Annotated in this window: 22 protein-coding genes; 10 read left to right on the top strand and 12 right to left on the bottom strand. The window is 44.7% G+C overall.

What is annotated here, in order from left to right:
• Window positions 1-68: 68 nt before the first annotated feature.
• The 4 genes from lptF (at window position 69) to ABZP31_RS00785 (ending at window position 5,115) form a co-directional block, all read left to right on the top strand.
• Window positions 69-1,169: an LPS export ABC transporter permease LptF gene (gene lptF / locus ABZP31_RS00770; RefSeq protein WP_034685830.1), complete on the top strand. Its 1,101-nt coding sequence runs from the start codon at window positions 69-71 to the stop codon at window positions 1,167-1,169.
• Entirely contained in the window at window positions 1,169-2,239 is a 1,071-nt protein-coding gene (lptG, locus tag ABZP31_RS00775; protein ID WP_034685833.1) for an LPS export ABC transporter permease LptG, read from the top strand. Before lptF ends, lptG begins: the two co-directional genes overlap by 1 nt.
• 118 nt (window positions 2,240-2,357) lie before the next feature.
• On the top strand, window positions 2,358-3,908 hold the full coding sequence (gene gpmI / locus ABZP31_RS00780; protein WP_034685834.1) for a 2,3-bisphosphoglycerate-independent phosphoglycerate mutase: 1,551 nt from the start codon (window positions 2,358-2,360) through the stop codon (window positions 3,906-3,908).
• 19 nt (window positions 3,909-3,927) lie between these two features.
• On the top strand, window positions 3,928-5,115 hold the full coding sequence (locus ABZP31_RS00785) for a S41 family peptidase (RefSeq protein ID WP_034685836.1): 1,188 nt from the start codon (window positions 3,928-3,930) through the stop codon (window positions 5,113-5,115).
• Here the strand turns inward: ABZP31_RS00785 and ABZP31_RS00790 are convergent, their stop codons facing one another.
• From ABZP31_RS00790 to ABZP31_RS00800, 3 genes are read right to left on the bottom strand one after another with little or no spacing between them, the layout of a single operon-like run.
• Window positions 5,116-6,531 (bottom strand): sigma-54 dependent transcriptional regulator, encoded by a 1,416-nt coding sequence (locus ABZP31_RS00790; RefSeq protein ID WP_248135015.1) that lies wholly within the window; start codon window positions 6,529-6,531, stop codon window positions 5,116-5,118.
• Window positions 6,532-6,555: 24 nt separating this feature from the next.
• Complete coding sequence (locus ABZP31_RS00795; protein WP_005405790.1) at window positions 6,556-8,121, bottom strand: PAS domain-containing sensor histidine kinase; 1,566 nt, start codon at window positions 8,119-8,121, stop codon at window positions 6,556-6,558.
• Between the two features lie 14 nt (window positions 8,122-8,135).
• Window positions 8,136-8,771 carry a response regulator gene (locus ABZP31_RS00800; RefSeq protein WP_005017150.1) on the bottom strand — a complete coding sequence of 212 codons (636 nt, stop codon included), beginning with the start codon at window positions 8,769-8,771 and terminating at the stop codon, window positions 8,136-8,138.
• A 218-nt stretch (window positions 8,772-8,989) separates the two neighbouring features.
• Here ABZP31_RS00800 and pbpG point away from each other — a divergent pair, with 218 nt between their 5' ends.
• Window positions 8,990-10,021 (top strand): D-alanyl-D-alanine endopeptidase PBP7/8, encoded by a 1,032-nt coding sequence (gene pbpG / locus ABZP31_RS00805; RefSeq protein ID WP_005017149.1) that lies wholly within the window; start codon window positions 8,990-8,992, stop codon window positions 10,019-10,021.
• 87 nt (window positions 10,022-10,108) lie between these two features.
• Here pbpG and thrC read toward each other — a convergent pair whose 3' ends face one another.
• From thrC to xerD, 4 genes are all read right to left on the bottom strand, one after another.
• On the bottom strand, window positions 10,109-11,254 hold the full coding sequence (gene thrC / locus ABZP31_RS00810) for a threonine synthase (protein WP_005017146.1): 1,146 nt from the start codon (window positions 11,252-11,254) through the stop codon (window positions 10,109-10,111).
• Window positions 11,255-11,311: 57 nt separating this feature from the next.
• Complete coding sequence (locus ABZP31_RS00815) at window positions 11,312-12,616, bottom strand: homoserine dehydrogenase (protein WP_005017143.1); 1,305 nt, start codon at window positions 12,614-12,616, stop codon at window positions 11,312-11,314.
• A 123-nt stretch (window positions 12,617-12,739) separates the two neighbouring features.
• Window positions 12,740-13,555 (bottom strand): DsbC family protein, encoded by an 816-nt coding sequence (locus tag ABZP31_RS00820; RefSeq protein ID WP_034671024.1) that lies wholly within the window; start codon window positions 13,553-13,555, stop codon window positions 12,740-12,742.
• Between the two features lie 102 nt (window positions 13,556-13,657).
• Window positions 13,658-14,578, bottom strand: a complete 921-nt coding sequence (gene xerD, locus ABZP31_RS00825; RefSeq protein WP_005022976.1) for a site-specific tyrosine recombinase XerD — start codon at window positions 14,576-14,578, stop codon at window positions 13,658-13,660.
• Window positions 14,579-14,742: 164 nt separating this feature from the next.
• Here xerD and ABZP31_RS00830 point away from each other — a divergent pair, with 164 nt between their 5' ends.
• From ABZP31_RS00830 to ftsW, 5 genes are all read left to right on the top strand, one after another.
• On the top strand, window positions 14,743-15,006 hold the full coding sequence (locus ABZP31_RS00830; protein WP_005017133.1) for a FeoA family protein: 264 nt from the start codon (window positions 14,743-14,745) through the stop codon (window positions 15,004-15,006).
• The gene (gene feoB / locus ABZP31_RS00835; RefSeq protein ID WP_005017131.1) at window positions 15,003-16,856 is read left to right on the top strand and encodes a ferrous iron transport protein B; all 1,854 of its coding nucleotides are present in this window, start codon (window positions 15,003-15,005) and stop codon (window positions 16,854-16,856) included. The genes ABZP31_RS00830 and feoB overlap by 4 nt, the downstream gene beginning before the upstream one ends.
• A 19-nt stretch (window positions 16,857-16,875) precedes the next feature.
• A complete protein-coding gene (locus ABZP31_RS00840; RefSeq protein WP_248135017.1) occupies window positions 16,876-17,133 on the top strand; it encodes a DUF6587 family protein in 258 nt (85 codons plus the stop codon).
• Window positions 17,134-17,299: 166 nt separating this feature from the next.
• Window positions 17,300-18,646 (top strand): UDP-N-acetylmuramoyl-L-alanine--D-glutamate ligase, encoded by a 1,347-nt coding sequence (gene murD, locus ABZP31_RS00845; protein ID WP_248135018.1) that lies wholly within the window; start codon window positions 17,300-17,302, stop codon window positions 18,644-18,646.
• Window positions 18,647-18,670: 24 nt separating this feature from the next.
• Window positions 18,671-19,867: a putative lipid II flippase FtsW gene (ftsW, locus tag ABZP31_RS00850; RefSeq protein ID WP_005017125.1), complete on the top strand. Its 1,197-nt coding sequence runs from the start codon at window positions 18,671-18,673 to the stop codon at window positions 19,865-19,867.
• A 5-nt stretch (window positions 19,868-19,872) separates the two neighbouring features.
• On the opposite strand, the gene ABZP31_RS00855 is transcribed toward ftsW, so the two are convergent.
• The 5 genes from ABZP31_RS00855 to ABZP31_RS00875 all read right to left on the bottom strand — a co-directional run bounded on the left by ABZP31_RS00855 (window position 19,873) and on the right by ABZP31_RS00875 (window position 23,278).
• Window positions 19,873-20,103: a zinc-ribbon domain-containing protein gene (locus tag ABZP31_RS00855; RefSeq protein ID WP_005022982.1), complete on the bottom strand. Its 231-nt coding sequence runs from the start codon at window positions 20,101-20,103 to the stop codon at window positions 19,873-19,875.
• A gap of 68 nt (window positions 20,104-20,171) precedes the next feature.
• Window positions 20,172-21,071, bottom strand: a complete 900-nt coding sequence (gluQRS, locus tag ABZP31_RS00860) for a tRNA glutamyl-Q(34) synthetase GluQRS (protein WP_248135026.1) — start codon at window positions 21,069-21,071, stop codon at window positions 20,172-20,174.
• Window positions 21,072-21,093: 22 nt separating this feature from the next.
• Window positions 21,094-21,627, bottom strand: coding sequence for an RNA polymerase-binding protein DksA (gene dksA / locus ABZP31_RS00865; RefSeq protein ID WP_005022984.1), 534 nt, complete (start codon window positions 21,625-21,627; stop codon window positions 21,094-21,096).
• A gap of 211 nt (window positions 21,628-21,838) precedes the next feature.
• A complete protein-coding gene (gene cpdA / locus ABZP31_RS00870) occupies window positions 21,839-22,654 on the bottom strand; it encodes a 3',5'-cyclic-AMP phosphodiesterase (RefSeq protein ID WP_248135027.1) in 816 nt (271 codons plus the stop codon).
• 3 nt (window positions 22,655-22,657) lie between these two features.
• Window positions 22,658-23,278: an NUDIX domain-containing protein gene (locus tag ABZP31_RS00875; RefSeq protein ID WP_101160610.1), complete on the bottom strand. Its 621-nt coding sequence runs from the start codon at window positions 23,276-23,278 to the stop codon at window positions 22,658-22,660.
• Window positions 23,279-23,333: the final 55 nt, after the last annotated feature.

Below are 23,333 nucleotides of genomic sequence, written 5' to 3' on the forward strand. Positions count from 1 at the left end.
AGGTTTTATATTTTTAACATTCGGGTAAACTAGCGCTAGTTCCGATTGGCCTTTTTGGAAGATTAACTTTGATTATCCGGCGTTATCTCGTCAAGCAAGTAGTTTCGACTTCACTGGTGGTCATTGCCTTATTGACCCTGATCATGATGGGCGGGCGTCTGATCAAGTATTTCGGCGTCGCAGCGCAAGGACGGCTTGATGCCAGTATTCTGCTGAGTATTATTGGCTACCGTTTACCGGAATTCTTGACCCTGATTCTTCCACTGGGATTTTTTATCGGTTTAATGCTGATTTTTGGCCGTCTTTATGTTGACCATGAAATGGCAGTGCTGAACGGAAGTGGTATTAGCCGTAACCGGCTAGCACGTCTTCTAATTCCCCTGACACTGGTTTATATGCTGGTACAGAGCATATTGATGCTGTGGATGTCGCCATGGGGAATCCGCCAGTTTGAGCAGCTGACCACCAGTCAGGCTGTGCGTACCGGTTTTGATCTGGTCAGGCCTAAAGAATTTATTTCTTCAGGTCCTTATACGATTTATGCCGGTTCACTTTCAGAAGATCATAAAAACCTAAAAGAGATATTTTTTTATCAACGGGCAGAAAAGCCGGGTAAACCTGATGTCATGATTCTGGCCAAGGAAGCTACCCGGGTAGAAATGATGGATGACAGCGCCAATGTTGTTGATCTGGTGCAGGGTCGCCGTTACGAGATTTATCCGGGTCAACCGCGCTATTCACAGGCAGAGTTTGAAAGTTACCGGTTACGTTTGGAAAATGACAAGACTGCAAATTTTGAAAGTGATGATGTTGCTGCACTTACCACCAGTAAACTCTGGGAGCAGCGGGCTGACCCGGTGGTGGCAAGTGAACTGGGGTGGCGGATATTTGTACCGTTTGCCATTATGGTCGCATTAATTCTGGCGATGGCGCTTTCTGAGGTTAGCCCACGCCAGGGACGCTACATGAAGTTATTTCCGGCTTTGCTTATTTTTGCCAGTCTAATTGTAGCGCTGATGGCCATTAAAACCCGGGCCAGTAAGGATGAAATCGGAATCTGGGCCTATCCGGCAGTTTTGCTAGTATATGCTGTTGCTGGCGCTCTCTTTTCCAGAAAGCAGAAACTGGCCCCTAAACTTAAGAAACAGATCAAGCGAGTAAGATCCTAATGCTGGCACGTAGAATTGTTGCAAAACATGTTACCAAAACCACAGCGCTCGCCATGCTGGGGGCAACCGTCGTGCTATCTATTTTGCAGGTCCTGTTTACCTATCTGGGGGAGCTTGGAAATCTGAAAGAAGGCTATAATGCCTGGCAGGCACTATTGTATGTGTTATGGAGCGCACCACGTTATATTTATGAAATTCTACCGATTTCGGCATTGATCGGTGCAGTTTTAGGTTTAGGGACGCTAGCTTCAAACAGTGAATTAATTATCATGCGTGCCGCCGGTATCAGTCTCTGGCGGATTGTTGGCTGGGTAATGCGTTCAGCCTTATTACTGGTGATTTTATCTTTTGCCTTGAGTGAATGGGTTATTCCTGTAACTAATGAGCGTGCCGAAAGTGTAAAAAGTCACCGTTCAGTTGCACAGCTGGGCGAAGTCAAAGGCTACTGGAGCCGGGAAGGCCAGCGCTTTATTTATATTGATTATGCTAACTCGCAAGGAAATCTGCGTAATGTACAGGTAGTCGACTTCGATCAGGATTACCGCTTGCAGGCTTTACTGAATGCTGACTCTGGCCAGTTTGAACAAGATGGCCAATGGCGTTTACAGAATTCTGTACAGGTAGACATTCTGGAAGCCGGGAATGCAGTACAGCATATTGCTGAACAGCAGCCTCTTGCACTGGCGTTAAAACCTAAATATGTCCATATGGTAACACTAGACCCAGAAGATTTATCTCCAAGTCAACTAATAAGCTTCATACGTTATATGGAGGAATACAGTCAAGTACCCAAAACCTATCAATTGGCCTTCTGGCAGAAACTGGCTTCACCATTTGCCCTGATTACCTTGGTACTGATTGCCTGCTCATTTATTTTCGGTCCTTTACGTCAGCAATCGATGGGCTTCCGGCTGGTTATTGCGCTGTTTATCGGTCTCGGCTTTTACTATCTGCAGGATTTTCTTGGCTATGCCAGTCTGGTCTATTCACCTTCTCCAGTCTGGTTTGTCTTTTTCCCGATTCTGCTGATGTTTATCGGTGGTAGTTATTTGTTATATCGGGCACGCTAGACCAATTGAAGGAACTGATAGACGGGATCGTCTAAACTCATCTCGACTACATAGAGTCTTGAGCCAAAATTGGTTAAGATAGCCTGATGAATTTGCAAACAGAAAAGAGTGTAAAAACATGACGGATGCGACAACAGGCAAAATTCCACACGTACTGGTCATCATGGATGGCATAGGTCATCGTGAAGCGGTTAAGGACAATGCCTTTCTTGCGGCAAAAACACCCACTCTGACCGCTATGAAGCAAAAGCATCCGCATGGCCTGATTTCTGGATCTGGAGAGGACGTGGGGCTTCCAGATGGACAAATGGGTAATTCAGAAGTGGGCCATATGAATTTGGGTGCTGGTCGAGTGCTATATCAGGACTTTACTCGTATTACCAAGGAAATCCGTACCGGAGCATTCTTTGAACATGAAGTGCTGGTTGATGCCGTAGAGAAAGCGAAGACAGCTAACGGTGCAGTACACATTATGGGGCTGCTATCCGAAGGTGGAGTGCATTCACATCAGGACCATATTATGGCCATGTGTGAACTGGCGCTTAAACGTGGTGCACAGGTCTATCTGCATGCGTTTCTAGATGGCCGCGACACGCCACCAAAAAGTGCCGAGCCATCTTTGCAGAAGCTGGATGCCTTATTTGCCCAATACCCGGGTCAGGGGCGTATTGCCAGCCTGATTGGCCGCTATTATGCTATGGACCGTGATAACCGCTGGGATCGTGTAGAGCAGGCCTATCGTCTGTTAACTGAAAGTGAAGCACTGCGCGTAGCAATGACTGCAACTGAAGGACTGGAGCAGGCCTATGCAGCAGATGAGACAGATGAGTTTGTAAAAGCTACTCGTATTGGTGAGCCTGTAAAAATTCAGGATGGTGATGCAGTGGTCTTTATGAACTTCCGGGCAGACCGTGCACGCGAACTGACCCGTGCTTTCGTGGAAAAGAATTTTCAGGGGTTTGAACGGAAGGTCGTGCCAGTATTATCCAAATTTGTGATGCTGACCCGTTATCAGGCCACTATTGATGCGCCGGTTGCCTATATGCCGGATGCTCTGGTTAACTCTCTGGGCGAGTATCTGTCCAATCTGGGCAAAACCCAGCTCCGTATTGCCGAAACTGAAAAATATGCTCATGTGACTTTCTTTTTTAGTGGCGGCCGTGAAGAAGAATATCCGGGTGAAAAGCGCATCCTGATACCTTCTCCAAATGTGGCAACTTATGACCTTAAGCCTGAAATGAGTGCCTATGAAGTCACGGATGAACTGGTCAAGGCTATACATTCAGGTGAATATGATCTGCTGGTAGTAAACTATGCAAATGGTGACATGGTCGGCCATACCGGTATATTTGATGCCGCAGTAAAAGCGGTTGAAGCAGTAGATACTTGTCTTGGCCGGGTATATGAAGCAGTAATGGCCAAGCATGGACACATGCTGGTGACAGCTGATCATGGTAATGTTGAACAGATGCAAGACTACCAAAGTGGCCAGGTCCATACCCAGCATACCACTGAACTGGTTCCTTTCATCTATGTCGGACCGACCTCTGCAGAGATTAGCGAAGGGGGAGTACTTGCCGATGTTGCACCTACTTTGCTGAATCTTATGAAATTACCTGTACCGGCAGAAATGCAGGGACGTAATCTGGTTCAGTTAAGTACCTCTTAAACAACGATAGGTGAATCATATGCTCCAGCACTGGAAATACAGGGCAGTAATTGCCGGCCTATTAGGGTGTTGGAGTAGTACTATTCTGGCTGCAAATACGGCTAATGATGCATTTGTGCCTGAGTTAAATTCACCCGTGACACAAGAAGATTTTGCTGAGATTCCGGTTGAGTCCATTCAGCAGTTTGTCGAGATTTACGGAATTGTAAAAGATAACTATGTTTCCGATAAGACTGATGATGAACTGTTTCAACAGGCAATTAGAGGATTGGTCAGTGGGCTGGACCGTTACTCACGCTATCTTTCAGCAGAGGATTACCGTGAACTGATTCAATATACTGAAGGAGATATTGCTTCAGTTGATTTTAACTTAAATTATGATGCGCATGATCGCCAGTGGCGGATCCGTGATTTAAAAGATGGCTCGGACTCTTCCAAACTGGGATTACGCAACGGTGTATCCGTCTCGCGTATTGATAACCAGGAACTTAAGAGTCTGAACCACAGCCAGGTCAATAACCTGTTATATGGTACTGTCGGTTCAACGCTAGAAATGCAGCTGGGCAATAACGCCACACCGATCAGTTTGGTCCGTAACAAGAAGATTGAAGCCGATATTGAGCCGATATTGATTCATAACCAGCAGGTTCTGGTACTCAAGGTACATGTATTCCAGCAGGATACTGCTAACCAGATTAAATCACTTATTGAAGAGAACCAGTCGCCACGTTTGAAAACAGTCCTGATTGATTTGCGCAATAACCCGGGTGGATTGCTCTCGGCTGCGGTTGAGACTGCAGATCTATTCCTGAATCAGGGCGTTATTGTTTCAACCAAAAGTCGTTCAGAAGGCAGCCAGCAGTTTCAGGCTTTACCGGGCAATGAGTTCCAGAACCTGAAAATGGGTATTCTCATCAATAACCGTTCTGCTTCTGCGGCTGAGGTGTTTACAGGAGCTCTAAAAGCTCAGAAACGAGCCTGGGTTATTGGTGAAAAGAGCTATGGTAAAGGTGTAGTCCAGAAGTTATTTCCATTACCTAATGGTGCAGCACTACAGATGACGGTGTCACATTATTACACTCCAGACGGCAACATGATTGAAGGCCGTGGTATTCAACCGGATCAGCTATTTCCGATGAGTCCAAGTATTAAAGAAGAAACTTATCTGGACAATGTGGCAGAATTACTATTAAAGAAATATCCCTGACTACTCATCATCGGTATCCAGCCCAAATTTTTTAAGTCGATAACGTAAAGAGCGAAAACTCATTCCAAGTTTTTTAGCAGCCAAAGTCCGGTTCCAGTGTGTCTGGTTCAGTGCAGTGAGCAGAACTTCTTTTTCAATATTTTCCAGATACTGCTCCAGGCCTTCAGCAGGAATTTTCCTGTGAGGGGTAAACGGAATAACTTGGTCCGTTAGCGGTTCATGATTAATTTGGCCTGCTACAAAATTTTGGACATTGCGCAAAGGTGCACTTTGTAGTTGGGCTAAATCAATATATTCATTATCACTTAATGTGATCGCACGTTCGATAATATTACGCAGTTCACGCACATTCCCCGGAAAATATTGCTGCATCAGAAATTGCTGGCCGCGCTCGGTCAGAATTTTATTGGGAATATCCCACTCCTTACATACTTCCTGAATAAAATGTTTAGCCAGCAGAAGAATGTCATCTTCACGTTCACGCAGGGGGGGCAGAACAATATCCATGACATGAATCCGAAAGAAGAGATCCTGCCGGAACTTACCTTGCTGTACCAGTATTTCCAGGTCCTGATGACTGGCACTAATTACACGAAAATCGACATCAATTTCCTGATCACTACCAATCGGACGGATTTTCTTTTCCTGTACGGCACGGAGTAATTTAACCTGCATGGCCAGAGGCAGTTCAGCAATTTCATCCAGAAACAAGCTACCGCCATGGGCAGAATAAATTAGTCCCTGTTTGTCCTGACTTGCGCCGGTAAAACTTCCCTTTTTGTGTCCAAACAGCTCACTTTCCATGAGATCGCCTGGAATAGCGCCACAGTTAATAGCAATAAATGGACCATCACTGCGGTTACTTAAGCGATGCACCAGATTAGCCACTACTTCCTTGCCTGTACCGGATTCACCAGTAATAAAAACAGGTGCCTGTGAACGGGCAATTTTTTTCAAGGCAATTTTGAGCTGCTGGATTGGCAAAGAAGTGCCAATCAACATCCGATTTTCCAAAGCATCTTGAACCAGTTGCTGAGCCGATTGAGGCGTATTGAGTGCTTTTTGAACCAGTTGCTGTAGATGGGCCTGATTGACAGGTTTACTGACAAAATCAAAAGCGCCAGCCTTGAGTGCTGAAATAGCAATTTCCATATTGCCATAGGCGGTCAAAACGGCGATCGGTGTACAAGGATAAAGTTGTGAAACATACTGGACTAATTCCAGCCCATTGCCATCTGGCAAATTCAGATCAGTCAGGCAGGCATCATAAGCATGTTGCTGAAAAAGTTTTTTTGCCTGCTCCAGTCCATGTGCAATGTGGGTTCTGATATTGATTTTGGCCAAAGACATTTGCATTAAAGTACAAAGGTCCTCCTCATCATCGACCAATAATATAAGTGCCTGCTGATTTGTCATGATGTTCGAAAAACCTGGTTAATTCTAATAAATAATGGAGCATTCGATTCGAAAACATGCGCCTTGTTGTTGCTTGACATAAGTAAGTTTTGCATGATTAGCCTCACAAAAACTGTGAGATAAATATAATCCTAAACCAGTTCCATTGATTTCGGTACTAAAAAAGGGTTTAAACAATTGTGAAATATCGCGCTCTGCTACGCCTTGACCAAAATCAATGACATCAATCCAGCCGCGTTCTTCTGTGCCATGTACCCGTATAATTATAAAAGACTGCTCTGCTGAATTATGCCTTAATGCATTACGGATCAGATTAATAAGCACTTGACGTAGCTGGAGCTCATCAAAATAAATCCAGATATCCTGCTCAATCTGTAGCTGTACAGCCTGTTTTATATCGATCAGGTCTTCATTTAAAACTTGGGCAAGAAAACCTGATAACCTGATTTTAGCAGGCTCAGTCGGACTGTTACGTGCCATATTCAAGGTATCATGGATAATCTTGTCAATACGTTGTGACTGCCGGTCAATCATGCCTGTGAGCATCTGCAACTGTTCTGGCTGGCTGTCAGCTAATAATTCATTAGCCTGAACAATAGCTGCCAAAGGATTACGAATTTCATGGGCAATACTGGCCGAAAGCTGTCCCAGTGCCATCAGCTTTAATTGTTGTACCTGCTGCTTGATTTTCTGGGCATCCTGCAATATCAACAGGGTTAAAGCTTGATGAGGCACAAGAAGTTTCTGAACCTGTATATCGACACTGAAAGGTGAAAGCTGTGATTCAAACAGGAACCTTTCACCATCTTTTAAGTCACTAAACCGGATAAGCGTATACAGGTCTGGCTGGAGTTTACGTAGAAAATACTTTTCATCAGTAAAAATCGGTGGAATACCTAGTAATGAACAGGCTGCCGGATTATTTAAAATCACCTGCTGCTGCTCATCTAAAACTAAATAGCCTACCTCAATTTGCTCCAAAATAGCCCGGTTAATATTCTGTAGCTGGTTAAGCTCAATGGACTGATAAAAATTCAGGTTTTCCAAAAGGCGAAACCGCTGTACAGCAATCTGTCCAATGCCATACATCACAAAAAATAAAAAAGCTAATAAAGCACTATTACTGATACTGTTGAGATGGGAACTGTTAAAAAAACTTCCTACTACCTGCTGGTAAATCACACTAATTACAGCAACCAGTGTGATAATTAAAGCAAGCTGGGGCCTGAGTAAAATTGTTGCGGCAAAGACCGTCACTACAAAAAGTAGACTTAAGTGCAGATTGGGTCCACCCAGTGCAAAATTTAGCAGGCTAAAACAGCATACATCTACTATAAACAGTAAAATAAGCTGCTTCGAAATTTCAAAAGGTAGAATTTTATAAAAAATCAGCTGGATACAGCTGATCAGGGCATAACCGACAATACTATAAAAGTACAGGTCAGGATGCTGGTAGTCTTGAGCAACAGTCTCAAGGGTTAGTGCAAAAATAATATTAAGACTAAGTGCTAAAACAAGACGATAAGCACTGTACCACTCTCCCAGACGGTAGATGGTCTGAAGCAGTGAGGCGGGACGTAGGGGGGCCATCTTTACGCCTATACTTAAGGTTTAATCAAGCCATAACGGATCGCCAGATGGGTGAGTTTCACGTCACTATCAATATCAAGTTTTTCAAATATACGGTAACGGTAAGTATTGACTGTTTTAACACTGACAAAGAGCTTGTCTGCAATTTCCTGAGCACTGATACAGTTCACTACCATCATGGCAACCTGCATTTCCCGTTCAGACAAGGCATCAAAAGGAGACTGCTGTGTATCAGAAAGATAAGAACTGGCCAACTGTTCGGCAATATCAGCACTAAAATACTTGCCTCCTTGCATGACCTTATTAATAGCACGTACCATTTCTGTAATAGGTGCGCCTTTAGTGATATAACCTTTGGCGCCAGCTTTAAGTAACAAAGACGGGTAAGGTTCCTCAGCTAAACCACTGACCGCCAGAACCTTGGTTTCAGGGGCAGTCTGTAAAAGACGACGGGTCGTTTCTACTCCGCCAATACCTGGCATGTTCACATCAAGTAAAACTACATTAGGATGAAGCTGCCGGACCAAGGCAATGGCTTCTTCTCCAGACTCTGCTTGCCCGATCACCTGTACATCTGCATGATCTTCTAACATACGACAAATGCCAGTACGTACCAATTCATGGTCATCGACGACTAAAATAGTGATCAACTTGGCTCTCCTTAAACTAAAAAATCATGATTTTTGTTACATAAAGCAAAATTAGCTTGCAATGAAACGACAAAATTAGCAATCCTATCTCTAAAATTGAACGAATAGATATGCACAATTACCTAAGCGATAAAAAGCTACGGGTTTTGTACAAATGTAAGGCATATTTGAGGTAATTAGCAAATCGCGTTTTGCCTCTCCAAGACGAGTATACCGCCGTGAAAAATTCTAAAAAGTCTTTAATGCATGTGCTAAGCATGTCTGTCCTGCTTGGCCTGAGTTCAACGAGCTTTGCAGAACTCATTGTGAACTCCTCTCCGGGGGGCAGTAACTCTGCATCACTTAACTGGTCATCAGAAGATGTCAGCCAGTTTATGAATGCTGATGAACCATCCCCACAAGGTTCTACCAGCGTTACTACCACTATTCGTCAGCAAAATAGTCCAGCAGCTACTCTGAAACCTAAAACGGTTCAGATTATTAACTCAACCTCGTATGTGAACCAACCTTCAGTGAATGCCCGTGCAGCACTGGTCATGGATGCACAAACAGGTGAGGTACTGTTCAGTAAAAACACCAACACGGCATTACCGATTGCATCAATTACCAAATTGATGACCGCCGTAGTGACTTCTGATGCACGTCTAAATATGTCAGAAGAAATTACTTTGCAACCTATTGACTTTATTGGTCCTAAAAAAGCCAGTTCTACTCTGCGTGCCGGTGACAAAATGAACCGTGCAGAAGTTCTGCTTTTTGCTTTAATGAAGTCTGAAAACCCGGCAGCGGCGGCTCTGGCACGGACTTATCCAGGCGGAAAACCGGCATTTGTAGCAGCAATGAATGCCAAGGCACGCGAGCTTGGCATGCATAGTGCCAAGTTTTATGAATCTACGGGTCTGGATGCACGTAATGTCGCATCTGCCCGTGACTTGGGTATTCTGGTAAGTGCTGCTTCTCAGTACGGCCTGATCCGCCAGTTTTCAACAACACCCACCTATGATTTTAATCTAGGCTACCGTGTGCTTAAATCGAATAATACCAATGCACTGGTACGTAACGGGGGCTGGAATATTAACCTGTCTAAAACCGGATTTATTAATGAAGCAGGCCGTTGTGTAGTTATGCATGCAACTGTAAATCAGCGTCCGGCTATTGTGGTGCTATTAGGTGCGTCAGATACCCAGTCTCGTAATAATGATGCAACCCGTTTATTTAGCTGGCTTAATCAGCTTCCTAAGAATATTTAACCCAAACCTCAAGAGCTGATGATAGAATTTAGCTCTTAAGTATATAAAAAGCCCTGTAGAAACAGGGCTTTTTATATTCAGGCCAGATTATTTTTCCATATTGGAGAGAATAGAGGTCTTAACATCATTCATTGTGGCATCAATCGTCAGCATGACCGCATCAGCACATTGCTTGATTGCTGTATCTGGATCTTTCAAACCGTTTCCTGTTACTGTGCAGACAATAACTGAACCTTCAGCAATTTTACCCGCCTTAATATCACGGATCGCACCGCCAATTGAAGCAGCTGAAGCAGGTTCTACAAATACACCTTCATACATTGATAACATACGCTGTGCGTCTAGAATTTCGCTATCTTGCAGTTCATCAAACCAGCCCTCAGAATCACGTACAACTGCTTTAGCATGGTTCCAGCTTTGTGGATTACCAATGCGGATGGCTGTAGCCACAGTCTCTGGCGCAGCTACGGGAGCACCACGCAGGAAAGGAGCAGCCCCTGAAGCCTGATAACCCACCATAACAGGTAGGCCTTCAGGCTTAGGTCCAGTAAAGGTATCTGTTACGGCATCATAAATCACTTGCTCGAACTGGTCAGCAGGCTGATTGGCAACAGCTTCAGTATAGCCCATCCAGTGTGCAGTAATATTTCCGGCATTACCTACAGGCAGGCAGTGATAATCCGGTGCACGGCCAAGAGCTTCTACAATTTCATAAGCAATGGTTTTCTGGCCCTGTAAGCGGAATGGATTAATTGAGTTAACAATAGTTACTGGTGCCTGATCGGCAACTTCTTTCACCAGACGCATACCATCATCAAAATTACCACGGATTTGCATAGTGATTGCACCATACATCATGGCCTGAGCCATTTTACCCATCGCAATTTTGCCTTCAGGAATCAAAACAAAAGCTTTGATGCCGGCACGTGCTGCATAAGCAGCCGCAGCTGCCGAAGTATTGCCTGTAGATGCACAGATAATAGCTTTAGAGCCTTCCTCAACCGCTTTGGTTACTGCCATGGTCATGCCACGGTCTTTAAATGAACCAGTCGGGTTAAGACCTTCATACTTCACATAAATTTCAACATCTTTACCAATAATACGTGGAATATTCTCAAGCTTGATCAGCGGCGTATTACCTTCGCCCAGAGAAATAGCACGAGTCGTTGCTGAAACGGGCAAACGGTCACGATAACGGTCTACAAGACCGGTATAACGGTTGGCATTAGACATGATGATGTTCCAAATATGAGGTAGAGCTGGTGAGAGGGCTAAACCCTCTCCACCTGATTAACTATCAAGCGATTCTAAACGAATTCGCACGATTTCGCCACGAACGGCAGATAAAGCCTGAATTTTTGCAAGAGCTTCATCCATTTTTGATTCTACAATCGGATCAGTCATGATGACGATTGGAATAATATCTTTAAGGCGCGGTTGCTGCATGATGGCATCGATACTAATACCGTCACGACTTAATATGGTGGTAATATCGGCCAGAACACCAGTCTGGTCTTCAGCATCAACACGGATATAATAGCCTGTAGTCATTTCTTCGCGGCTCAGGATTGGCAGGTCAGTCAATGCCTCAAAAGCCAGCTGCGGAATAGTACCTGCACCATCTTCGGTATAGGAAATGTCCCGCACGATATCAACTACATCAGCCACTACTGCAGAGGCTGTTGGTCCGGCGCCGGCACCGGCACCATAGTACAGGGTAGGGCCAACAGCATTGGCCTGAACCAGTACAGCGTTTTTCACACCATTTACATTTGCAATAAGCTGTTCCTGAGGTATCAGGGTTGGATGTACCCGTAACTCGATACCAGCACTGGTACGGCGGGCAATACCCAGATGTTTGATACGGAAACCTAGTTCTTCAGCATATTTGACATCTTGAGCAGTAATCTTGCTGATACCTTCGGTATATACCTTATCAAACTGCAGTGGGATACCAAATGCAATTGAGGCCAGTAAAGTCAGCTTGTGTGCAGCATCGATCCCTTCGACATCAAAGGTCGGGTCAGCTTCTGCATAGCCCAGATCCTGTGCTTCTTTCAGTACATCAGCAAAAGCACGGCCTTTTTCACGCATTTCGGTCAGGATAAAGTTACCTGTACCGTTGATGATGCCAGCCAGCCAGTCAATACGGTTAGCAGCTAAACCTTCACGAATTACCTTAATAATCGGAATACCGCCCGCAACCGCAGCTTCATAAGCGATCTGTACTGCATGATCATCGGCTGCCTTGAACAGTTCATTACCATGTTCGGCCAGCAGCGCCTTATTGGCAGTAACCACCTGTTTGCCATGTTTAATGGCTTCCATGATGACTTCATAGGCCGGATGAATGCCGCCCATAAGCTCTACCACTACATCAACATCAGGCTGACGTACAATTTCAAGCAGATCAGCGCTTTGCTTGACTGCAGCCGGTAAATCCAGGTCAGGACGTGGACGGCGGGTACCGACGTGGGTGATTTGAATTTCTCGACCGGTGCGACGTTTAATTTCAGCAGCGTTTTGTTCTAATAGTTTAAGGGCTCCACCACCCACGGTCCCAAGACCGAGTATCGCCAGACGAACTGGTTTCACGTCACACTCCATACATCATTAAAAACTTGAATAGGCCTAGATCATAGCTAAAAAAACCGCCAGACTCTAGGGTGAAGATTGATTATCTTCACCTATAAAAAATATTTAGGTTTTATATAAAAATTAATTATTTAAGCGTTTTAACAGTTCATCCGGTGCAAGGTAGCCTCCTAGGTATTCACCCTCACTGTTATAAATCGCTGGTGTTCCATTAACTCCCATACGGTGACCCAACTCATACTGTGCACGAACTGGAGTTTTACAGGTTGAAGCAGGAAGCTGTACTCCCTGAATAGCCTGCTCAAATGCAGCAGCGCGGTCTTTACTGCACCAGATACTTTCCATCGCAGGGAAAAGCTGATCACCACGTGGCCAGGCAATATAACGTACTTCGATGCCCTTGGCGGTGATTTCATCCATATGCGCATGCAGTTTCTGGCAGTATGGACAGCTAACATCGGTAAATACGTAAATTATGTGCTGGGTTTTATTTTTAGCGGGATAAACGATCAGATCTTCAGTTTTCAGTTCCTGTAGATAGCGTTTATTCTCAACTGATTGCAGGTTTTCACTCACACTATGCAACTCCTTGTCCCCTAGACGGATCACATCACCTTGAATCAGATATTTACCATCACTGGTGGCATAAACTGACGGCATTCCCTCGAGTGAAACCCAGTACAGGTTTGGCACTTCTGTTGCCTTGACATCAACCACTTTGGCATTAATGTTGGCCTTCTTGAAATGCTGTTGCAGTGTCTTGATCAGACGTTGCTGGGCATTACGCTCGGATAGGTTGGATGCTTCACCTGTTGCAGGAGCAGTTGCAGTTAAGGTATTGGTATTGCCTTGGTTATTCTTGTCATTAGAACAGGCGCCTAGCAGGAGAGTAGTACTCATGGCACACGCCATAAAAATTTTCGAACGGGTAAATAACATAGACAACCCTTATTTTAAACATTGTGTTATTTGAAGATGTTTAGCATAACAAAAATATGGGGCGTGAGTTCAATCTTCATGTGCTGTTTTACCAGCTTATTCTCAAGCCCTAGGATGATGAGCTGCATGCAATTGCTGCATACGGATCTGAGCTACATGAGTATAAATCTGGGTAGTGGATAAATCACTATGGCCCAGCAACATCTGCACTACACGAAGATCAGCACCATGATTAAGTAAATGTGTGGCAAAAGCATGTCTTAATGTATGTGGGGAAAGCTCTGCCTGTATACCTGCTTGAAGAGCATAACGCTTGATGGCATACCAGAAATTTTGCCGGCTCATAATCCCGCCATGCTGAGTTAAAAACAGATAGTCTGTTGCACTTTTATAGAGTTGTGGCCGTGCTTCATTGAGATATTTCTCGACCCATTCAATGGCAACCTGTCCCAAAGGGACTAAACGTTCTTTGTTGCCTTTACCGGTAATACGTAAATAGCCCTGTTTCAGATTAATCAGCTCCAGCCTTAAATTTAACAGTTCAGTGACCCGCAGTCCGCAGGCATATAGAACTTCCAGCATAGCCCGGTCCCGCAGTCCTAGTGGAGTATTGATGTCAGGAGCATGCAGCAGGTGTTCAACATCGAGTTCAGACAGATCTTTAGGAAGCGCATGGCCAAGCTTAGGCGTTTTGTGTGTGGCAACCGGATTATCGCTTCGTAATTGCTGTTCACGCATAAATTTGAAAAATGAACGTAAGGCTGACAGTGTCCGTGCAATTGAACGGGGACTTTTGCCCTGTTTAGTGAGTTCAAACAGAACATCAGCAATATCTTCACTGTTCCAGAGCGGTAGCGGAGTAGAGGGACAATATTCACTACACTGGATAAGATCGGATAAATAAGCATTCCGGGTATGCGGACTAACAGTCTGTGCAATTAAAAAATCACGAAAACCCTGTAAAAAACTTAAATGTTCCGGAATCTGCACCGGAGAGGGGATACGTGGTTTTTTATTGAGCATTTAATCTGTTCCAATCCATCTCTTCATTACTGGTCAAACTGTAGTTTAAAACAGAATGATTGTCGATTTGTGCAGAAAAATAGAATTGAAATCGATCCCTATTTGTTAATTATTCTCATTTGTTTGTTATACTGGCCGGGCAAAAAATATTAGGATTAGATGCGGTGCGTTTATCAGAGCTAAAAGTTAAGCAAACTGCCATCATTACCAAGGTCAACCGGACTTTGGATGGCACTTCAGAGCAGTCTGACCTTGTAGCAAGCCGATTGGAAACCTTGGGCTTTGTTCCAGGAACTCAGGTTCAGGTCATTACTAAAGGGCTATTCGGTGGTGATCCAATCCTGATCCAGATTGGTTTTACCCGTTTTGCCCTGCGTAGAGCCGAAGCAGAGAAAATTGAAATCAGTAAAGAAGGAACACCTGCATGAGTGAGCCCTTACGTGTTGCCCTTGTGGGAAATCCTAACTGCGGAAAAACTTCTTTATTTAATCATTTGACCGGTACCCGCCAGAAAGTAGCCAATTATGCCGGGGTAACGGTTGAACGGAAAACCGGGTTTTTCGAGCTGCCTTCGGGTCAGCAGGTGCGTGTACTGGATTTACCTGGAACCTACAGTTTAAATGCTACCAGTCCGGATGAGGCCATTACCCGCGATGTAGTGCAAGGCAAAATTACCGAAGAAGGCCAGCAGGATGTATTTCTGTGTGTGGTGGATGCAACCAATCTGAAACTGCATTTAGGGCTGGTCATGGAAATGATCGAGCTTGGCCGTCCGATTCTGCTGGTTCTGAACATGATGGATGAAGCACGTCGTCGCGGCATGCAGATCAACACACAAAAGCTCTCTGAACGCCTGGGTGTAAATGTGGTTGAAACTGTGGCTGTACGTAATGCCGGGGTTGAAAGCCTGATCAATTCACTGGATCAGCGCAAGTTTGATGTGCCACATACCGAACTCAGCGGCTTATCAGGCAGTACTCATCAAAAGATCACCCATATTTTAAAAGATGTGGTGAACTATATTGATGAGGAAGATAAACGTACCGACTTTTTTGACAAGATCTTCTTGCATCCAGTCTTGGGGCTGCTGAGTCTTGCCTTGATGATGTTTGTGATTTTTCAGGCGGTTTTTGCCTGGGCTGCGCCCTTTATGGACGGGATCGAAACTTTCTTTGGCTGGCTGGGTGAAACTATCAGTCCTTATATTTCTCAGCCACTTCTCAACAGTTTGGTGGTTGACGGTATTATTGCCGGCGCAGGCGGGGTTGTGGTGTTCTTGCCACAGATTCTGATTCTATTTTTCTTTATTTTAGTACTGGAAGAGTCTGGATATTTACCTAGAGCAGCATTTTTGCTAGATAAACTGATGTTCAAGGCAGGACTGAGTGGCCGGGCATTTATTCCTTTACTGTCCAGCTTTGCCTGTGCAGTTCCTGGTATTATGGCAACCCGCAGTATTAGTGATCCACGTGACCGTTTAACCACTATTCTGGTGGCGCCACTGATGACCTGCTCGGCGCGACTGCCAGTTTATGCATTGTTAATTGCTGCCTTTATTCCGGAGCAGACAGTCTGGGGCTTTATGAATTTGCAGGGCCTGGTCCTGTTTGCTTTATATATGGCTGGTATTGTTAGTGCGCTCTTGGTGGCGACCATCATGAAGTTCTTCTATAAAGATAAATCTCAGCATACCTTGCTAATGGAGTTACCAAGTTACCGCTTTCCGGATATTAAAAATATCTGGATTGGTCTGCTGGACCGTGGCAAGATTTTCTTGAAGCGCGTGGGTGGCATTATCTTTGCACTGTCGGTTCTGCTCTGGTTTCTCTGTACATTTCCGCAGCCACCAGCAGGCGCGACTATGCCAGATATTGACTATAGTTTTGCCGGGATGCTTGGCCACTTGATGCAGCCAATTTTTGCCCCACTTGGCTTTAACTGGCAGATTTGTATTGCCCTGATTCCGGCCATGGCTGCGCGTGAAGTAGTGGTTGCAGCTCTTGGAACCGTTTATGCCCTGTCTGCAACCGATGAAGATGCGGTATCACAGGGACTTTCACAGCTGATCAGTGCAGATGGTAGTGGCTGGTCACTGGCCACCGGTCTGTCTCTTCTGGTATGGTTTATTTATGCCCCGCACTGCCTGGCAACACTGGCAACAGTACGCCGTGAAACCGGTTCATGGAAAACAGTGGCCTTTATGACCACATATCTGTTTGGTCTGGCATATTTTATGTCATTCCTGACCTATCAAATTGCTTCACATTATTTTGCTTAAGTGAAGAGAGGAGGTTGAGATGGTTGAAATGATTATAGTCGCGCTGGTAGTGATCTGGAGCGTAGTGGTTGTCTTCAAAAAGGTCTTCCCAAAAACTGCCAATTCGATCTTCCTCAGCCTTTCTCGTTTCTGTGAGCAGAAACACTGGTATACACTGGCAAAATGGTTAAAACCAAAGTCAACCAGTAGTGGCTGTGGTGGGAGCTGTGGTTGTGAGGCCAAACCAGATATGAAACAGATAAAAAATGATGAGGTAAAGCCTGTAAAATGGCACTAATCCTTGAATAACAATAACTGAAACTATAAAAAGCCGTCCAAGATGACGGCTTTTTTACGCGCTGACACAAAAAAAATGAGGTTAAAAGCAAAACAGAAAAAGCTTTCAAAATCTCAAAGTGCTACCATTTCGTCAGTTTCTAAATACACATAGATGCGGGGCAAAAATGTTAATACAGCGTGGCGGATTAAAAGTCGTGGCCGGTTTGGGCATCTCGGGCGTATCTGCCGTGAATTTTCTCCATGAGCGTGGTTATCAGGTGGCTGTGACAGACTCACGGGCCCATCCACCAGGGCATGACCAGATTCCTGTAGGTATCCAGACCAGTTTTGGACAACTAGATACCGAGTTACTGCTACAGGCTGAAGAAATCATTTTAAGTCCCGGTCTCGCACCACAGCTTCCTGAAATTCAGCAAGCTATAGCAAAAGAAATTCCAGTAGTAGGTGACATTCAGTTGTTGCGCCGCGCCACTGAAGTGCCAATTGTAGCGATTACCGGATCGAACGCTAAAAGTACCGTGACCACATTGATTGGTTTAATGGCAAAAGAGGCTGGGAAAAAAGTTGCAGTGGGCGGGAATTTGGGTCGTCCAGCGCTTGATTTACTTAAAGATCAGCCAGAACTGATTATTCTGGAACTATCAAGTTTTCAGTTAGAAACCACTTCACTGTTAAATGCCGAGGTGGCAGTCGTGCTTAACATGAGTGAAGATCATCTGGACCGTCATGGTGATATGCTGGGTTATCATGCAGCCAAACACCGGATTTTTCAGGGCGTTAGAAAAGTCGTCTTTAACCGTGATGATGCCTTGAGCCGCCCTTTAGTTCCTGATGCTGTGCCAGTACAAAGTTTTGGGCTGAATGCACCAGATATGAACCAGTATGGTGTACTGTGTGATACAGACGGTACACTCTGGCTAGCTCGTGGCCGCGAGCGCCTGCTGAAAAGCACAGAAATGTATATTCAGGGTACGCATAATATTGCAAATGCACTAGCCTGTCTGGCTTTAGGTGAAGCTATCGGTTTACCTTTAAATTCTATGCTAAAAACATTAAAAAGCTTTAAAGGCTTGGCTCATCGCTGTGAATATGTCGATACGGTGAATAACGTACGCTATTACAATGATTCTAAGGGAACCAATATCGGTGCAACTCTAGCGGCAATTGAGGGCTTAGGCGCAGCCATAGCACCCCGTAAAGGTAAGGTTGTGGTCATCTTAGGCGGACAGGGCAAAGGGCAGGACTTTAAGGCTCTTCGCGCAGCAGTTCAGCAATATGTCAAAACAGTGGTACTGATTGGTGAAGATGCACTGAAGATTGAACAGTCAATTGAAGGCAGTACTGAAATTCTGAAAGCTGCAACTTTACAAGAGGCGGTACAGCTATGCCATGCCAAGGCAGATGCAGAGGATGTGGTTCTGCTGTCTCCTGCATGTGCCAGCTTTGATATGTTTAAAGGTTATGATGATCGAGGTCATCAGTTTGTTGCTTGTGTAAAAGCATTGGTCTAAAAGAAGAAAGATAAGGAAAGGTCTATGGCTGGGTTTGCTCAGACAACCATTAACAAGGTCCAGCAGTGGTATGAGCGTTGTGCACCACGAATACCGGCTGAAATTACAGCGCGTAATGTTCTGATTTTCTGTGTTGTGGCATTGCTATGTCTCGGGTCGGTGATGGTTGCATCCGCCTCGATGCCCTATGCTGAGTATCTGCATGAAAATCCGTTTCATTATATTATACGTCACGCTCTTTCAATTGTAGTTGCAGCGATTGCAGCATTTCTGACTTATAAAATTGCCCTGAATGTCTGGTTTAAAAATACATTCCCATTATGGCTTATTACCATTGTATTACTAGCCGCCGTGCTGGTCATCGGGACTGAGGTAAATGGTTCTACCCGCTGGATCAGGCTGGGCGGTTTTACTTTGCAACCCACCGAAATTGCAAAGGTAATGATGGCAATTTTTACTGCAGACTATGTGGTGCGCCGTGCTGAAGAAGTGCGAAATCACTGGAAAGGTCTGGTGCGTTTAGGTGCAATCATGGCTATTACTGTAGGCCTGATTGTGGCAGAGCCAGACCTCGGCGCCACGGTGGTTATTGTCATGATGATGCTGGGTATTTTCTTCTTGGCCGGTGCACCGCCACGAACCTTCCTGATCTTTTTAGGCGCCGTAGTTGCAGCAATCGTATTCCTGATCCTGTTTGAGCCTTATCGATTCCAGCGACTGATTTCTTTCGCCGACCCTTGGGCAGATCCGCTTGGTGCCGGTTATCAGTTGTCTAATGCATTGATGGCATTTGGCCGGGGGGAGTGGTTTGGAACCGGACTTGGGCATAGTGTACAAAAACTGTCTTATCTACCAGAAGCGCATACTGACTTCATGCTGGCCGTCTTGGGTGAAGAACTGGGCTTTTTTGGTATTTTTGTAGTCATTGGCCTTTCTTTTACCATGCTTGCCTGCTGTATCAAAATTGGCCATCGCGCACTGCAACATCAATACCTGCGTGCAGGCTATCTGGCTTATGGTATCAGTATTATTTTTCTGCTGCAGATTCTAGTTAATGCCGGCATGAACATGGGCCTTATGCCAACCAAAGGACTAACGCTGCCTTTCATTAGTTATGGAGGAACCTCACTCATGATGTGTGCTGTAATGATCAGCCTGATTTTAAAAATTGATGCCTCTACTCAGGTCCTCAATCCAAACCGTGAAGAATCCAGCTTTTAAATTTTCTAAATCCGGGCATGCTCCAGTACCATGCCCGGCATTTCATGGCCACAATGCAGGCATTTTACAAGTTCTCCTTTAGCCTTTGACAGGGGCAGGAGAGGTATAAAAAATAAGGAAAAATACTGACGTTGCTGCTTCAGTTCATAAGCGCTGCGTGTCCGGCAAACTGGACACACAAACTGTCCATTTTCAACTGTTTTTGTTTTGGGCCCGATACCGAAAATAAAAAACATCTTGCTGCTCCACTGATCTGTTCTGCTCCATTGCAGCTTACTTTTCAGATTCAAGCAATCTTTTCATGTTACAGATAGTGACCATTTAGCATCAAGCTGTGAGGTATGGCCTCAACACTCCACTGGCTAATTGCCTGTTTGAGCATTAAAGAAGGCGCATCCAAATCAACAGCAGGCTGATTTAGAGCATTTAAAGCTTTTTGTAGTAAGACAGAGGGCTGGTTTAAATCAAGTGCTAATGCCAGATTCTGTTTGGAGAGCTTTTGTCCTTGACTATTCATTGCAAGTGGAAGGTGCATATAATGCAGTACAGGATAACCCAGCACTGAACCCAGCCACATTTGCCGGACCGTATTGTCGAGCAAATCGGCACCGCGTACCACGTGAGTGACGCCCTGTAAGTAGTCATCCACTACTACAGCCAGTTGATAGTTAATAATGCCATCACGACGTTTGAGCACAAAATCACCCAAATCATAAGCCAAGTTAGAACAATGCTTCCCTTGCAGTCGATCTGTAAAGCACAGTTCTTCGTCACTTACCTTAATACGGATGGCCTGCTGCTCAAATGGAAGATTAAGATGGCGGCAGGTACCTGCATAGATATGATTGGAGCCTAATATTTTACGGGTACACTGGCAGGCATAAACCAGACCCTGCTTTCGCAACTGTGTCAAAACCGACTCATAAATATCAAGACGGTCTTTCTGGAAAATAATATGTGAATCTACCTCGAAACCAAACGCCTCAATGGCACAAAGGATATGCTGTTCACTACCAGGAGAGATTCTCGGGATGTCTGTATCTTCAATCCGGACCAGCCATTTACCCTGTCGGGCTTTGGCATCACAGTAACTGACCACTGCTGTAATAAGTGAACCGAAATGTAAAGGGCCGGTTGGCGATGGCGCAAACCGACCCACGTAATGCTCTTGAACTGATATTTCCCTTTGTAAAGGAGAGATCAGAAAGGAATTACTGCTCACAGAATTAGCCGTTATTCTGCTTCTCTTTGATTTCCGCCAGTGTTTTGCAATCAATACATAACGTAGCAGTCGGACGCGCTTCTAAGCGGCGTAAACCGATCTCAATCCCGCAGGTTTCACAGAAACCATAGTCTTCATCTTTAATGGTCTGTAAAGACTGTTCAATCTTGCGGATCAGTTTACGTTCACGGTCACGGGTCCGTAACTCGATTGCAAATTCTTCTTCTTGGGTAGCGCGGTCATTGACATCAGGCAGGGCAGTATTCTCATCTTGCATGGTGTTTAGAGTACGGTCTACTTCCGACATCAATTCAGCTTTCCACGCTTCTAGAATCTGGCGGAAATGCTCAAGCTGCCCTTCAGACATGTATTCTTCATTTTTTTTAGGCTGATAAGGCGCTATACCAAACAAGCTTGCTGTTGTACCTGCCTCTGAAGTTTTAGCTTTCGGCTTACGGGTACGTTTTGCAGCAGTTTTTTCACTATCTGCAGCTTCTGTATGTTCGTCTAAGACTTGATTCTGGTTGTCATTCGCCATATAGGGCATTCCTCATCATATACGTATATCTATACGCAAAAAATATGGTGATATGCAAGTATTATATCCATCCCCCTAGGGTGAATTTTCCCATCAGGGGCGGTCATCATATAGATATTTTAATTAAGATGATAGTCACTCTCTCTCAGACTATCGGCTTAATACTAAATTTAAGGGTCTTAAATTAGCCCAAAATTTAAGAAATGAAAAGTTAATAGCCTGAAATTTCTGTCTCAATTCTGTGATGAAAATCTTTTAAGCGATATACTTTCGTATCTAACTGGCCATTGCTGTGCAGCTTGAGTATCCGGTAGCCTGGAGCCTGCTCATCTAGCGCAAACTGGTCACTGAATGGCTTAAACTGAACAGAGGTAGATGGGGTCGATAAAAACTGGATATTATTCCAGATATGGATGGAGTCCTGATGTACATGACCACAAATTACAGCCTGTATATTACTATGCTGAGCCAATATTTCTGTCAATTCCGGGGTATTCTTGAGTTTATGCTGGTCGATCCATCGGGATCGCATCTCGAAAGGGTGATGATGGCAGGCAATTAAGACATGCTGATGCGCATGTTGCTGAAGTTGCTGTTCAAGTGCCTTCAGCTGTGTCTGGCTAATGTGGCCATCTACTCGGCCATCCACTGCACTATTTAATAAAAACAAGCACCAGTTTCCAAGCTCGACAATACCCGGTTCATGATAACTCTGCTGAAACGGAAAATAATCAAGATCATCATGATTGCCTGGAACCTGAAAAAAGGGTATTCCTAAACCCTGCATATAGCTGAGATAACGCTGGTATGTGATCTGTTCGGGTTCCTGGGCCAAGTCTCCTGTATGAATAATCGCATCAATGTGGGGATGCTGGAGAAGAATCTGCTGTATGACTGCATGAAAGCTCTGTTCGGGGTTCATCTGTACAAATTCTTTTTCAGCTTGCCCCATCAGATGCGTATCGGTGATTTGTATGATCACCCAAGTATCTCGATGCTCCATTGAATGAGAGACTATCATCGTTATCCTTCAGTTCTTTATTATTGTGATTACATGCTGCCTAAGCCATTGCAAGGCCATGATGACTGGGGCATTACATAACCGATTCTGCTGAAATAGCTGGTCAATGTCCTGATAGTCCAAAATATGAAGACGAATATTTTCGCCTTCATCGGGCATACCAAAGATTCCTCCATTTAGATCGAGCTTTGCTTGGGCTGTATATAGATGAAATAACTCGGAGCAGGCCCCTGCAGAAGGGTAAAAGCTAAAAAGATGTTGCAGGGTGTGAATTTCGCAACCCGATTCCTCAAGACTCTCACGGTACAGACACTGTTCAGCAGATTCACCTGCATCAAGAACACCCGCAATTACTTCAAGCTGCCATGGTGATTCATGGTCATCGACAGCACCAATACGGAACTGCTCAATCAAAGCAAATTTCTGCTGTTCATCATTATAAATCAGGACACCTGCCGCCTCTGGACGATGAATCAGCTCGCGCTGTAATACAGGAGTGTAGGTATTCTCGCCAAACAGGCGATGACGCAAGGCGACTTTCTCGACCTGTATAAAACCTTGGTACACACTTTCACGTGCTTCAATCTTAACATCGGTTGCAGAATAGCTGGCCTGTTCAATGATGGTCATACGTTCAATCAGGATGAAGAAATGTTTACTTCATCCTAACTGAGATTAAGACGTA

The sequence above is a fragment of the Acinetobacter sp. FL genome, assembly GCF_040744925.1.
GTDB classification, from domain to species: Bacteria; Pseudomonadota; Gammaproteobacteria; order Pseudomonadales; family Moraxellaceae; genus Acinetobacter; species Acinetobacter radioresistens.